The following is a 14,238-nucleotide window of genomic DNA, read 5'->3' on the forward strand; positions in this document are numbered from 1 at the left end:
GTGCATTATCGCCAATATCGCCAAGGTAAACGTAGCTTTTCCCTTTTTCAGGTCCCGGGCCTACATCAATATCTTCACAATCCTGTACACCCAGTTTATGAGTGCTATCTCCTTTGAAATAAATGGTTGATTTGAGCTTCCCTCCGGCGGTTATCGCAAAAAAACGGCTGGTGTCACCACTGTCGTTGTGGACATAATAGGTATCGGGACTGATGGATGACGCCGCAATGCCCGACGTTTCATCCATTTCCTTATTATTGAGGGTGCCTGTAATATCCTGCTTGTCGAGCAGCCTGTGCTTAGCAAAGGCCCCCATAAAAAGCAGGGATACAATAGGCAATAGTATATTTAATTTTTTTGACCGGCTCATTCTGTTTCTTGCAAACAATAACGCAAATTACGCGCATTAGTATGAAGTTGACATTAATTATTTGATTTTGTTACGACTATATGAAAATTGTATAACAAATAGCGCAGATAGCACACAATATTCGTACCATGAAGCGTTCATGCCGATTCAAAAGCATGTAATAAAGCGTTTTGACGGTATATTTCGGCTGGTGTACGATAGTCGGCCAGTTGAAGTTCCTGAACATATTTACAATTGCAGGGATGCCCGGGCTCAAGAAAAACAGGCATGTCGTAACCTTGTTGCTGATAATAAGGAGTGATAAATGCCTTTACGGGCAGATCGTTTGCCACAGAAACAATATCGGGCGTAAGTTTTTTTAAGGGCTTCAAAAGCAGTTTAATTTCGCAAAGTTTAAAATTATCATATAGCGGGATCCAGCGTATTATACCATCAGTGTTAACAGCTATAGCGTTATGTTTTACACCGATAAGTGTACCGATATTGATCTCGCTATTATTTAAAAGACTGATGATCATAACCTGCTGACCAATATAACGGCTAAAAATCAGGAGCTGATCGGCTACGCTTAGATATTTCATTTTGCTAATTTTATTAGCAAAATACGAGATTTATTTGGTGAGATGCAAGGGGAAATGTGAGATGTGGAAAGTTCAGTTTAGCTTAATTTCTTTTTTACCTGAAATAATAAACGCTCGTCATTGCGAGGAGGAACGACGAAGCAATCGCACACTATACAGGGCGGATACGCTTCCGTGCGGTTGCCACGCTATCGCTCACAATGACAATTAGCGGGTTACTCCAACAAAAAAGGGCCTTTTCTCAAGGCCCTTTCTCATTTTCTTATTTTTCAGCTTCTGCAAGCTCCGTCTTTGTTGTCTCGGATTTGGTGAGGTCAATATCTGGTTTGGAGATGTCTGTTAATGCTACACGGCCGCGGTCTTTACGCAGGATGCGGTTAAATAACGAGATCTCTCTGTCGAACAAAAACTGAAAGAACAGTTTAGTCCATGATGTATGATAGTATAAAGTATCATAATACTCAGGGGCCGTTTTCCTGATCTCAGGGAGTTTATTCCATGGGATAGAAGGAAAATCATGATGCTCATTGTGGAAGCCTACGTTAAAGGCTACCGCGTTAAAGTTGCCATAATAGCTGTATGTTTCCTGTTCTTCGGTAACGGTAAGGTAATGTTCCTGGATCCAGCGTGCGCCCAGTGGGTGCAGGCCAACCGAAAACGAGAAGCTCAATAACAGGAAAGCAACAGCATGCCATCCCATAAAATAAGCGATAGCAGTTGTAAAAGCTGCCTGTAATAACCAGTTGGTCAGGATCCAGCCATCAAACGGGTGGATCTCCCTTAAACGTGACAAACGGAATAATTGAAATACCGGGAAAAATAATAACCAAAGTGCTTTACCAAAAAATGAATTGCTGATCAGTTTTGCTTCCCAGCGGTTTGGTAAATCGGCATCAAGCTCATGTACGCCCTGAAAAGAGTGGTGTTTAATATGATATTTTTCGAACGAAATGGCGCTTGGCAGTATCTGCGGTAAATTGGCAAACATAGATGCCCAGCGATTAGCGTTACGATTTTTAAACAACAACTGGTGTGTGCATTCGTGGATCATTACGAACAGCGCATGATCGGCAAAAGCTCCAAGCAAATAGGCTGCCCCAAAAACTATCCACCATGATTGATCACGTACAAACCAGGCTAAAACTACCTGGAAAGCTACTAAACCAACAATGGCCCATATGGTTGCCGGGTTTTTGCCTATAAGCTTACGCAATTGCGGAAACTGTTTTAAGATTTTTTTTGTGCGGATGCGATGAGGTTCAGACTCCTGGGAATAAACAAAATCAGTCTTTTTTATCATATGATGTTAAAACGTTAAATATACTGATAACGTGCACAAAAGTTCATTTTTTTGTAAAAATTAATTAACTAAAACAAGAATATGCAAAATCTTCACGATCAATTCATGTAAATTTTATATAAAATTTACTTTAGTTTTGTTTGAAAACAAGCACTTTAAAAGTATTTGGAATGGCTTTACGTGTGCCGGGTTCAAATTGAGCAACGCTTAAATAGATCTTGTGAGTTTTGGCATCCAGCGCCATTGTCCTGGCCCTTTCGGCAGTTTTAAGCGATTGGATCACCTCATATTCATCGGCCGATTTTTGTTTGATGATGGTAGTAACGCCATCGCCGCATGAGCAAAATATCAGTTTGGTTTCGGGGTCATAAACTACAGCGTCAACACCTGCGCCAATTGGCAGGGTGGCAGTTACTTTGCCGGTTTTAATGTCAACAACACTTACTCCTTTATTTTCACGGCAAACGGTAAACAGTTTCTGATTAACGGCATCAAGTGCTAAGCCAGTTGGACCGCCACAAGGTGCAAGAGGATAGTTTTTAATTACTTTCAGGCTTTTGCTGTCGATAACGTTCAGACTGCTTTTATCTTCAAGGTTATTATAGATCTTGCCTTTGCCATCAGCAACTGCAAACTCAGGGCCGCCGCCAAGTGCTATTGTGCCAACTTGTTTAAGGGTTGCCGGGTTAATTACTGATGAGTTATCACTTTCGCCGTTGAAGGTGAAAACACGGTCGGAAAAAGGATCATACATAATGGCATCCGGGCCATTGGCACCAGTAAGGGCAATAGTAGTTATGGTTTTAAAGGTTTTCAAATCAAAAACCACTACAGCATTTGCCTTGCCATCACTAATGAAGCCCCTGTTAAGTTTATTTACTATGGCTATGCCGTGAACGCCTTTCATGTTGTCAATAACGCCAACCGGTTTTTCGGTATCCAGGTTAATAACGTTTACAGATGTGCTATGCGATACGTACAGGTTACGGTTTACCTTATCGATAGAAAGATAGTCGTAACCGCCATCACCCGGAAGCGCGATTGTTTTATCGGCCACATAGGTTTGCGCATTCAGTTTAAAAGGAGCTATGCCTGCTATAAGCAAGGCTACGGCTAAGATTTGCTTTTTCATTTTTCGGGATTGTTTAATGGTATGAAATTAGGTTCCGAATCTGTAAAAATGCTGTGTTAACCGTTGTGGCTTTCATTAATTTCATTCAAGTGGGTGCTGAACCCTTTGCGGTACAATATACGGAGCATTGCCGGTAAAACAATAAGTAATAATGGCAATGCCGCTAAAAAACCACCAATAACTGCTATGGCCAATGGCTGGTGCAGCTGAGCGCCTGCGCCTATACCTAAAGCAAGCGGCATCAGTGCTATAATTGCGCCTAAAGCGGTCATTAGTTTGGGTCTTAAACGGGTACTGATGGCAAATGTTATAGCTTCATCGATGTTTTTATTTTCGTTTTCGATGGCGCTTTCTTTAAACTGCAGGAAGGTGAAAATAGCATTTTCGCCAATGATACCTACAATCATAATGAGCCCTGTGTAGCTGCCCACATTAAGCGGTGTGCCTGTAATAAATAAAGCCAGGAAGCTGCCGCTGATACCCAGAATACCGATCACCAAAATAAGCAGCGCTATCCTGAACTGCCTGAACAGGAACAAGATCACCCCAAAAACAAGTAAACAGGCTGTTACAAGGATGATAAGGAGCTCTTTAAATGATTGCTGTTGCTGGGCATAAGCGCCGCCATATTCCACATGGTATCCGGTAGGCAGGTTTACGTTATCATGTATGGTTTTTTGAATGGCTGTTATTACAGTACCCAGATCGCTGCCCTCCAGCCTGGCGCTGATCACGTTCATGCTTTGCAAGTTTTCACGGTTGATCTCGGCATCGCCTGGCCTTAACTCAACCGAAGCAAGCTCTGTTATAGGAATGAGTTTACCATTAGGTATAAATACATGCAGGTTATGAATATCATTCACGTTGAGCGAGCGGTTGCCGGGATAAACCATGCGGATAGGGGAAAGCTGCTCTTTTTCCAGTAAAGTACCTATCACATTACCTTCCAACGCTGTTTGTACCTGCATTTGCAGGTTTGCAGGAGTAATGCCGTACTGCGCCAGCTTGCTGTAATGCGGCTGGATACTTACCGAAGGGCCCGCAATAATGATACCCGGCAGCACATCGGCAGCGCCCTTTACTTTTTCAACCAGGCCGGCAATTTGCCTCGACAGGCTTTGCAGGGTTTGTTGATTATCGCCAAATACCTTAATTTCGATCGGCTCGGCAGATGTGGTTAAGTCGCCAAGCATGTCGGTTATTACCTGTCCAAACTCAACTTCCAGCGCGGGTTGGGTTTCTTCAACTATTTTACGCAGGTCGCTGATCACCTCTTCGGTGCTTTTGGTGCGGTCTTTTTTAAGCTGGATAAGGTAATCACCGCTGTTAGGTTCTGTAATAAAAAAGCCCATTTGGGTGCCCGTGCGGCGCGAGTAAGCAGTTACATCAGGATGTTTTACGATCAGCTTTTCTATTTGCTTCAACATGCGGTCGGTTTCTTCCAGTGAAGTTCCGGGAGGCGATTTATAGTCGAGCACAATGGCGCCTTCATCCATATCAGGCAGGAAGCCGGTTTCCAGCAAAGGCGGAACCACCACAATTACCGTTGCCAAAACGGCAATGATAATAAGGCTTACATAAGGTCGCAGGATGAAGAAACTCACCCATTTTTGTTGCTTAACTGTGTGTACTTCTTCTTCTTTAGCCTTTGATGCCGCATTTAATTTAGGCTTAGGCGTAATGAGCAGGTAAATTACCGGCAAACCGATCCATGTTACAAAGAAAGAAGACAACAGGGTAATGATCATGGTATCGGTTAATACCTTGAAGTACGCCCCCGCCACGCCCGTCATCAGCACAAAAGGAATAAAAATTACAATGGTGCTGATAGAGGAACCTACCATGGCAGGGAAGAGATAATCAATGGCTTTGCGAACCAGGTGACTGCTCAGTTCATCAGGATGTTCTTCATGCACCCGGTGGATCTGCTCAACCACCACAATGGCATCGTCAATAATTAAACCGATGGATGCTGCTATGGCACCCAGCGTCATGATATTAAAGGTATAGCCAAGCCAGTATAATATCAGTAATGTAAGCCCAAGCGTAACCGGGATAGTAATTAATATGGTGACGCTGGCTTTAAAAGATCTTAAAAAGATCACCGCCACAATAATGGCCAGCAGCAAACCTATCCAAAGGCTGTCGCTCACACTCTTAACCGAATCATTCACAAAATCGGCCTGGATGTAATATGGCCTTATGGTTACGCCGCGGGGCAGTAGTTTTTTCAGCGCGTCAACTTTATCGGCCATATCATTGCTGACCGATATAAGGTTAGCATTTGGTTGCTTTATTACAGCGATCAGTACCCCATCGTGGCCGTTGGCGTTAATGCGGGTGTACTCGATACCTTCGTTAACCTGGATGCTTGCGAAATCCTTAAGCCGCACAATCCTTTTGCGGTTATTGCTGATCACCAGTTGTTCCAGCTGATCTTTGGCATTAATGGTGGCATCAGTAACGGTAAGGTACATGCGCTTATAATCAGACAGGTAGCCTTCTGATTTTACAAAGTTGGTAGTAGCAAGCGTGTTACTGATAATATCAGGAGTAAGGCCCAACGAGGTCATTTTTTGCTGATCAAGCGTAAGCCAGTATTCCTTCAGCTTACCACCGATCACCCTGATCTCTGATACCCCGTCAACCTGCGAAAGAAAGGGTTTCACGGTGTAAGTAGCCAACTGCCTTAATTCTATAGGAGACAGGTTATGACTTTCCAGTGTGTAACCGCTTACCGGCAAAATGGAAGGATTCATTTTTGCTACGCTGATGTTTACATCGGCAGGGAGGTCGTTTTTTATCTGGTCGATACTTGACTGGATGCGTTGCTGACTCAGGTCGATATCAGCTTTCCAGTTAAACAGTGCCGAAATTTCGCAGCTCCCGCGGCTTGTGGTACTGCGTACCAGTTGCAGGTCAGGCACTTGTTTAATGGCATTCTCTAACGGTTTGGTAACCGTTACCATCATCTTATTTACCGGCTGCAAACCCTCGTCGGCAATGATCTTGATCTTGGGGAAAGTGATCTCAGGGAAAAGCGAGGTTTGCAGTTTGGAATAAGCAAACAATCCGCCCATAATAAACAGGGCCAGCACCAGGCCTAATGGCTTGCGATGGGTTATAAAGTAGTTTTTGCGCTGGTTCATAGTATAAAACCCCACCCAACCCTCCCCAAAGGGAAGAGCTTTTGAAATGTCTCTCTGATTGTGGGATATTCAGAGAGATTTTATTTAAATCCCGCTCTCGTTTGTACTATACTATACGCGAAGCGACAATAAAGTCTCCCCTTTAGGGGAGATTTAGAGGGGTTTACTCTACAATTTTCACTTTAGCAGTATCTGCCAGTCCATAATTGCCGGTGATCACTATTTTATCATTTGCTGAAAATTTGGGCGTTAAGATCTCCACCCTATCACCGGTTTCGATGCCTTTGGTTATACCAGTTTTTACCGCCGTTGTTGGGTTGATGAGCTTCATTACCCAAAATTCGGTTTGGGTTTCGTTGCTCAATACGGCCGATTTTGGCAGCGATACCGTATGTGGCCTTATGGATTTAATGATCCGTGCTTTGGCCACTAAATTTTCGGGAATAGGGTTGGTGCTGTTTACCTTAAGTACAATGCCCTGGGTTTGCGATAGTGAATCGACAGCTGGCATTGATGAGCTCACCAGTGCAGTCAGCTTTTCACCGCCGGGGAGTACGAGCTGTACATTCTGGTTGTTTTTTACATAGCCGCGTAACTCGTAAGGCAATTGCATCACAAAGGCAAAGCTTGCGCGGTCGCTGATCACGGCAAGCTGTTCACCGTCCTGTACATAATCGCCCTGCTGATGGTTTAGTTGCGTAACATAGCCATTGCCGGCAGCCTTAATTTTATTGACGCCTGAAAATTTGAAAGTAGTATCCAGTACATTGATGCTGTTGCCAATGCTTTGCGCTTCCTTGGTTTTTATGCTGAAGATAAACTCACCTTTGCTTACATAGTGGCCGGGCAGGATGTTTACCTTTTGGATATAACCGTTGGCGTTGGCCTTAACAATATTTTTTTGCTGAAAAACGGATATGGCGCTCAGGTCAATATAGTCAACCATAGCGCTATCGGCAATTGAGGTTACGGTTACGGGTGTTTGAGCGGCAGAGCCCGCATCGCCACCGGTATCATGCGCAGGTTGGGTATTGCCTTTACAGCTATATAAAAGCGTTAACAGGCAGGCAGCAAGGTATATGTGTTTAAATTTCATATTATTTGTTCCAGTAATTGAGCTGATTAATAAGTTGCAGCTTATTAATATTGGTTTGTGTTTTAAGGTTTTTTATGGTAAGATAGTTGTTAATGGCCAGCACCAGGTCGGCAACGCGCACATCGCCGGTTTGTAATAGCTGGGTATCAACCTTCACTAAACTCTCGGTGTATTTCATTTGTTCATCTATCTGGGCTAACAACTTTTCGGAGCCGTCTATCTGCTGGTTTAGCTGGGCAATTTGCTGGCGGTATTGCGTGTCAAAAAACGCCTTATAGCTGCGGCGGGTGTCCTCCTCCAATGAAAGCTTACGGTATTGGATCTTACGCTGGCCACCATCATACAAGGGGAGGGTAAAACTAAACCCAACACTGGCGCCGAAATTTTTGTAAGCCGGACCGCTCAGGAAATCAGAATTGTAGCCGCCATCGGCCAGCAGGTTGATCTTGGGTTTGTAGCTGAAGTCAACCAAAGCACGACTATTCACCAATTTAAGGCTATCCGTTTTATACTGGCTAAAAAAAATGCTGTTGCTGATATCGGCACGAAAAGTTTTTTGAATACCAGGATCCTGCAGTTCAATATAACTGGTATCGGCAATGCCCGTTAAATAATTAAGCGTGGTGTAATCGTTTCTATACTGTAGCCTGGCTTGCGACAGGGTTAGTTCCTGCTGTTTAAGTGTAACCAGGAAGGTAAGATAATCGCTTTGGCGGTAAACGTTGGTGCGGGTGAGCTTTTTGAGCAGCTCTTCCTCGCGGCTGAGCAGGCTGATCACTTCCTGATTAAATTTCACCTGCTGAAGGCTGCCAAAAGCGGCGATGTACTGCGCGGTGACTGCCTTTTTCAAATCCTGTTCGGATATTTTAGCGGTATTAAGTACAGATTGAGATTGCAGCTTTACAGCGTCAATTTGCGCGGCAATATTCTTTTTACTGTCGAGCGATTGGTTTATGCCCAGTAAAGCGTTGAGCGTATGTTCATTGGTAATGGCCGGGGCATAGCCGTAGCCGCCGGAAACCGGGGCATAAAGCCCGGCGCTGTTGGCGCTTACCTGGGGTTTGTACACTGCCCTGATGCGGAGGCTATCCAACTGGCCCGAAGCTACCTGGTTTTGCAGGTCCTTTAACAGCGGACTGTTGTTTTTGGCAAGCTCCAAATAATGTTCGAGATTGTAGGTTTGTGCCTGTGTAGCAGCACTAAGCAGGCAAAATAAAAAGCCGCAAACCCATTTTATCCGGATGGTCAAAATAATATATGTTGTGTTAAATAATAGCTAAGCTACAGGATAATTCTGGAAAAATTTGGTATGGGGGATGTAACAAATTTAAAAGGTAACGGTGAAAATATGATAAGGCGCTTCATAACTGTAAACCAATTGATAACCCAAACTTTCACATATCTGTTTGGAGATGGTAAGCCCCAGGCCACTGCCTTCAGATGTGGATGCTTTATGAAAACGCGTAAAGATATTTTCGGGGTTAAGGGCTATCTGCTCGCCGGTGTTTTTAATCGTTAAATTTTCGGCTGTGAGGTTGATGATGATTTCCCCGCCAGTACGGTTGTGCCTAACTGCATTGATGATAAGGTTGTTTAATAGGATCTCAATGAGATAATTACTGGCTTCAATTTCCTTTTCGCTAAGCGATGAAGTAACCGTTATTTCCTTATCGCCAAAAATATCTTCCAATTGGTATAACAGCTCCTCTATAAGTTCCTGCAAATCCAGGTGCTGGCGGTCGTTCAATAATTTATTTTCGATCTTGACTAACAGTAACAGCGATTGATTAAGCCTGCTGAGGCGGGATACTGCGCTGTAAAGGTCATTCAGCAATTTGCTTTGATGCTCGCTGAAGTTTTCTGTCTGGATCAGGGTGTCCAATTTGGAGTTGATGACGGCAATAGGGGTAAGCAACTCATGCGATGCATTTTCGGTAAAGGTTTTAAGGTCTTTATAGTCCTTTTTTACCCTTTCGGCCATAGCGCTTACTTCGGCCTGGAGCTCGTTAAATTCATCTATCGATGTATTGGACATTGGCATTTCCCGGTTATCGGTTACGTTGAATAGCTTTAATTCGCTTAGGATACCGTAAAAAGGCTGCCAAAGCCGGCCCAATATAAGGCGGTTGGTAATTACCAGCACCAGCAGCAGCAATAAGATAACGCCAATGGTAATACCGAAGATGATCTGGATCAGGTCTTCAGTTTCTACTTTGGATTCAACTATCAATATTTTGTAGTATCTGCCACCAACTGTTACCGAACTGATTAACCCCCTGCCAGATTCAGCCTCATCTTTTTCCCGGTAATAGGTAGTATTGAAAAACTCACGTTTAACAGAGTTTGGTTCGGCCGAAATGAAAGTGATTTGTTGGTCTTTTGATTCAAAAACCTGAGGGAGATGATGGTTGAGCTTTACGTAATCAAAAATCTCATGCTCCTCAACCTCCAGTGAATTATCTTTTTGATTGGTAAGGATCAGGCTGATAGCCAGGTAATAAATAGCGCCTGTTATCAGCATGATAACAATAGTAGCAATTAAATTAACCCGGTTATACCTTTCTGAAAGCTTCATTTATTGATCGGCAAATTTGTAGCCCATGCCGTAGGCGGCATAAATATAGTCCTTACCGCCGGCTTCCATTATTTTTTTGCGGATGTTTTTAATGTGCGAGTAAATAAAGTCGAAGTTGTTGGCAAGGTCGATGCCATCACCCCATAAATGTTCGGCAATGGCATTTTTTGAAATTACCTTGCCTTTATTGGAGATAAAATAGATGAGCAGGGCAAACTCTTTACGCGTAAACTTTACCGGGATACCGTTTACAGCTACAGTTTTAGCCATCAGATCGATATTGAGCTCGTTAAAGTTAAGCACATTGCTGCCATTGAACATTTTACGCCTGATAATGGCTGATACCCTTGCTTTCAGTTCGGAGAGGTGGAAGGGTTTTACCAGGTAATCATCAGCGCCCAGGTCAAGGCCTTGCAGGCGATCGTCGAGCGAATTTTTGGCCGATATGATGAGCACACCATCGGTGTAGTTATTTGCTTTAAGTGTTTTTAATATATCGATGCCGTTACCGCCAGGCAGGGTAATATCCAGCAGGATGCAATCATAACGATACAGCTCAACCTTGGCAAGGGCAGCTGTGTAGCTGGCCGCGGTTTCGCAAATGTTGCCGGCTTCGGTAAAATATTCTTCAATACTTTCGCGCAGGCCTTCTTCGTCTTCAATGATGAGTATTTTCAAAACGTTTTTTTGGTAAAGTTAGGCAGTCAATTTGTACAGATTCTGGATAAAATTCAAGTTAGGTAATTTGATGCTTGTTTATACTACCGGGAAACTCATATTTTTAAACTGACTTTCAACAAGTTTATCAAAAATGAAATTAACAGGCTTTATTTTGGAGCACGATGAATATTCAGTTGACGCTTTTTATTTTGAAGAAATGAGAGGAGGTAGCATCATTGAAGCTGAACTGTTATCAAAAATTATCTGCTACCTTGAAAATGGCGAATTTATATATGGGTGGATGCACTATGAAAGAGATTGGCTATCAAAAGAAACATTGTGCCCTAACGGATATTATACAGATGGCGTTTGGTTTTGGCCGGGTTATTATACCGAGTATTTAAAAAAATATCCCGGCGTGAGGATAAGAAAAAGTTTTGTAGACCATATGGTTGCGAATGATTTTGTTAATAACGGCAAAGGTCTATCCAAAGCCCTTATCAATAAGTTTGGGCAGGATTTGAGAGATAAATTAAAACGTCAATAGATTTTATACAGAATACGTAATCAAATTTGCACTTAGCTTGTTGCAAGTTAAATACAAAATCTGATCAATATGTGGTGGATCTACGCATTACTTTCGGCGCTGTTTGCGGCGCTTACGGCCATTTTTGCCAAAATAGGAATTAAAGGGGTGGATACCGATCTGGCCACTGCTATCCGTACGGTAATAATCCTGATCCTTGCTTGGGCGATTGCTCTATTTAAAGGGACTCACGGCGGTATCAGCAGCCTCACTAAAACCAACTGGACTTTCCTCATCCTGTCGGGCTGTGCAACCGGGCTTTCATGGATCTGTTATTTTCGTGCCCTGCAATTAGGCAAGGTAAGCCAGGTAGCGCCGGTTGATAAACTGAGTGTTGCCCTGGCCATTGCGCTCTCTGTTGTGTTCCTGGGCGAACCGCTGACTTTGAAGAACGCCATAGGCGCGCTGCTCATTATCGGGGGCACAATTGTATTGATTTTCTAATCTTTTTGTAACAGGCTCATATACAATGTAACAAGGGCGTATACATAGTAAAAACATATTGTAACAAATACACTTCAATACCATTTAATTCAGATTTAATCCAATCTTTCTTATAAAATTTGCGGTTCCAAATATTCGCAATATATAATGAAATCCGTTTTTCTGATATTATTTTCTTTTATTTTTATAACCGCCTTACACGCCCAAACCGCCCCGGGGACTAAGGGGAAAATTACAGGTAAAGTTACCGATGCTACTTCAAAACTGCCGGTTGACTATGCCACCGTATCTGTATTTAAACAAGGTGCTATGTCGCCGTTCAACGGTATCAGCACCGATCCTAAAGGAAATTTTTCTATCAATAATATCCCTGCCGGGGAGTATAAAATAACCGCCGAATTTTTAGGTTACCAAAAAGCAACTATCGAACACGTGGTAGTTAAAGATGGCGCTGTATCGCTGGGAGAGATCAAACTTGCACCAACTGCCAACGAGCTAAAAGGCGTTACCATAACCGCCAAGTTGCCTACCGTTGAAAATCGCATAGATAAAATGGTTTACAACCCACAGAACGATTTAAGCGCACAGGGCGGGGTAGCTATCGATGTTTTGAAAAAGGTACCGCAGATCACCGTTGATATTGATGGTAATGTGGAACTGCAGGGCAACGCCAACATCCGCTTTTTGATCAACGGTAAACCATCGAGCATTTTCGGGGCGAGCCTTGCCGATGCTTTGGCCAGTATCCCGGCCAGCCAGATCAAAAGTATTGAAGTTATTACCAGTCCGGGCGCAAAGTATGATGCTGCCGGTACAGGTGGTATCGTAAACATTATATTAAAAGACAGTAAAGTACAGGGTGTTAACGGAAGCGTTAACCTATCGGCAGGTACCCGCCGCGAAAATGGCTCTTTTAACCTCAATGCCCGTAAAGGAAATTTTGGTGTGAATGCTTTTTTTAGCGGCAACGCCCAGATCAATACTAATGCACCCAACACCCGTAACCGCGTATCAACCGATTCGGCCAATAATAAAACTACCTTGTTCCAACAGGGAAGTAATAACTTTAAACGTAATGGTTACGAATCGGGGATCAATTTTTCGTGGGATATTACCCCTAAAGATCAACTGACCGCAGGCGTGGGCTTTAACCACTTCGGCAACCATGGCAACGGTATTACCAACCAGGATCAAAACGAGGTTGATGCCGCGGGTAACCCGATATCTGATATCAGGAGCATCCGTAACTCGAGCAGCAAATTTAACGGCACTTCAACCGATGTAAACCTGAACTATAAGAAAACATTTAGCAAGGAAGGGCAGGAGCTTGATGTATTGTACTCATCAAGTTTTGGCCGTAACTCGTTCAGCTCATTTCAGCGCCAGGATTATGATTCGGGTATAACCTCATCCGGTATCTCTAATAATAACCCCGGTAAGGATAGGGAAACCGATATTTCTGTTGATTATACGCAGCCGGTAAGCAAAAACTTTACGCTTGAAACAGGCGGAAAGCTTGTATTTAACCACATCAACAACAATGTTATAACGGATACGCTTTTTGGCGGTAATACCTTTGTGCCTAACCCAAGCCAAACCTATGGTTTTACTTACGACCGCAAAGTGTATGCTTATTACCTGTCGGCGTCGACATCGGTATTTAACAAGTTTTTGGATGTGAAAGCCGGTTTAAGAGATGAGTATACTACCACTACCGCTGATTTTCAGGGCGTGAATATCCCATCTTACAATATCCTTGCGCCATCACTGGTGTTTTCGCATAAGTTTGGCAATGGTGCCGAGTCACTTAAATTAAGTTACACCCGCCGCATCCAGCGCCCTGATTACGGTGATCTGAACCCGTTCCTGAACATCAGCGACCCGCATAATATCAGTACCGGTAACCCAAATCTTAAACCCGAAAAGGGCGACAACTTTGAGTTGGGGTATAACAAATCATATGATAAAGGGGCTAATATCAACATAGCGGCCTTCTATCGCCGTAATACTGATGATATCCAACAGTTCACTACCTTTTATTCCACGTTTGACGTGAATGGTACAACGTATACCGATGTGTCATTGAACCAGCGTTATAACATAGGTTCGGAAGAGCGCATCGGTATCAATATTTATGCTTCGGTGCCGGTAACCAGTAAGCTAAGCCTGCGTACCAATATGATTTTCAGCGACAGGCGCAGCACCAACCCTGGTTTCGCCAATGTAAGTGCCTTCGCGTACCGCCTTAACCTCAACGCGCAATATAGCTTTGGTCATGATTTGAGCGCCGAGTTTTTTGGTAACTACAATTCATCGCAAAAGGGCATCCAGGGTACCAATCCCAA

At 43.4% G+C, this 14,238-nt stretch carries 12 protein-coding genes; 3 read left to right on the forward strand and 9 right to left on the reverse strand.

What is annotated here, in order from left to right; genetic code table 11:
• The 9 genes from VF500_RS23830 to VF500_RS23870 all read right to left on the reverse strand — a co-directional run.
• Window positions 1-370 (reverse strand): hypothetical protein (locus VF500_RS23830; RefSeq protein ID WP_330862068.1); only part of this gene is annotated, 370 nt, incomplete at its 3' end.
• 137 nt (window positions 371-507) lie between these two features.
• Complete coding sequence (locus VF500_RS23835; RefSeq protein ID WP_330862069.1) at window positions 508-951, reverse strand: hypothetical protein; 444 nt, start codon at window positions 949-951, stop codon at window positions 508-510.
• Between the two features lie 262 nt (window positions 952-1,213).
• Window positions 1,214-2,251, reverse strand: a complete 1,038-nt coding sequence (locus tag VF500_RS23840; protein WP_110582990.1) for a fatty acid desaturase — start codon at window positions 2,249-2,251, stop codon at window positions 1,214-1,216.
• A 130-nt stretch (window positions 2,252-2,381) separates the two neighbouring features.
• A complete protein-coding gene (locus tag VF500_RS23845) occupies window positions 2,382-3,383 on the reverse strand; it encodes a YncE family protein (protein WP_330862070.1) in 1,002 nt (333 codons plus the stop codon).
• A 56-nt stretch (window positions 3,384-3,439) separates the two neighbouring features.
• Window positions 3,440-6,532, reverse strand: a complete 3,093-nt coding sequence (locus tag VF500_RS23850; RefSeq protein WP_330862071.1) for an efflux RND transporter permease subunit — start codon at window positions 6,530-6,532, stop codon at window positions 3,440-3,442.
• 163 nt (window positions 6,533-6,695) lie between these two features.
• Window positions 6,696-7,628: an efflux RND transporter periplasmic adaptor subunit gene (locus VF500_RS23855; RefSeq protein ID WP_330862072.1), complete on the reverse strand. Its 933-nt coding sequence runs from the start codon at window positions 7,626-7,628 to the stop codon at window positions 6,696-6,698.
• A 1-nt stretch (window position 7,629) separates the two neighbouring features.
• Window positions 7,630-8,877, reverse strand: a complete 1,248-nt coding sequence (locus VF500_RS23860; protein ID WP_330862073.1) for a TolC family protein — start codon at window positions 8,875-8,877, stop codon at window positions 7,630-7,632.
• Between the two features lie 78 nt (window positions 8,878-8,955).
• Complete coding sequence (locus tag VF500_RS23865; RefSeq protein WP_330862074.1) at window positions 8,956-10,203, reverse strand: HAMP domain-containing sensor histidine kinase; 1,248 nt, start codon at window positions 10,201-10,203, stop codon at window positions 8,956-8,958.
• Complete coding sequence (locus VF500_RS23870) at window positions 10,204-10,881, reverse strand: response regulator transcription factor (RefSeq protein ID WP_121224362.1); 678 nt, start codon at window positions 10,879-10,881, stop codon at window positions 10,204-10,206.
• A 133-nt stretch (window positions 10,882-11,014) separates the two neighbouring features.
• Between VF500_RS23870 and VF500_RS23875 the strand changes: the two genes are divergently transcribed.
• The 3 genes from VF500_RS23875 to VF500_RS23885 all read left to right on the forward strand — a co-directional run.
• Window positions 11,015-11,410: a hypothetical protein gene (locus tag VF500_RS23875; RefSeq protein WP_330862075.1), complete on the forward strand. Its 396-nt coding sequence runs from the start codon at window positions 11,015-11,017 to the stop codon at window positions 11,408-11,410.
• Between the two features lie 69 nt (window positions 11,411-11,479).
• Window positions 11,480-11,893, forward strand: coding sequence for an EamA family transporter (locus tag VF500_RS23880; RefSeq protein WP_243481630.1), 414 nt, complete (start codon window positions 11,480-11,482; stop codon window positions 11,891-11,893).
• Window positions 11,894-12,040: 147 nt separating this feature from the next.
• Window positions 12,041-14,238 (forward strand): TonB-dependent receptor domain-containing protein (locus VF500_RS23885; RefSeq protein ID WP_330862076.1); only part of this gene is annotated, 2,198 nt, incomplete at its 3' end.

This window comes from Mucilaginibacter sp., assembly GCF_036383575.1.
In the GTDB taxonomy this organism is placed as follows: domain Bacteria; phylum Bacteroidota; class Bacteroidia; order Sphingobacteriales; family Sphingobacteriaceae; genus Mucilaginibacter.

Bases quoted from the DNA above. Each gene is read 5' to 3' on its own strand.
- VF500_RS23840 (WP_110582990.1), bottom strand. From the start codon at position 2,251: ATGATAAAAAAGACTGATTTTGTTTATTCCCAGGAGTCTGAACCTCAT.
- VF500_RS23835 (WP_330862069.1), bottom strand. From the start codon at position 951: ATGAAATATCTAAGCGTAGCCGATCAGCTCCTGATTTTTAGCCGTTAT.
- VF500_RS23845 (WP_330862070.1), bottom strand. From the start codon at position 3,383: ATGAAAAAGCAAATCTTAGCCGTAGCCTTGCTTATAGCAGGCATAGCT.
- VF500_RS23855 (WP_330862072.1), bottom strand. From the start codon at position 7,628: ATGAAATTTAAACACATATACCTTGCTGCCTGCCTGTTAACGCTTTTA.
- VF500_RS23865 (WP_330862074.1), bottom strand. From the start codon at position 10,203: ATGAAGCTTTCAGAAAGGTATAACCGGGTTAATTTAATTGCTACTATT.
- VF500_RS23880 (WP_243481630.1), top strand. From the start codon at position 11,480: ATGTGGTGGATCTACGCATTACTTTCGGCGCTGTTTGCGGCGCTTACG.
- VF500_RS23850 (WP_330862071.1), bottom strand. From the start codon at position 6,532: ATGAACCAGCGCAAAAACTACTTTATAACCCATCGCAAGCCATTAGGC.
- VF500_RS23875 (WP_330862075.1), top strand. From the start codon at position 11,015: ATGAAATTAACAGGCTTTATTTTGGAGCACGATGAATATTCAGTTGAC.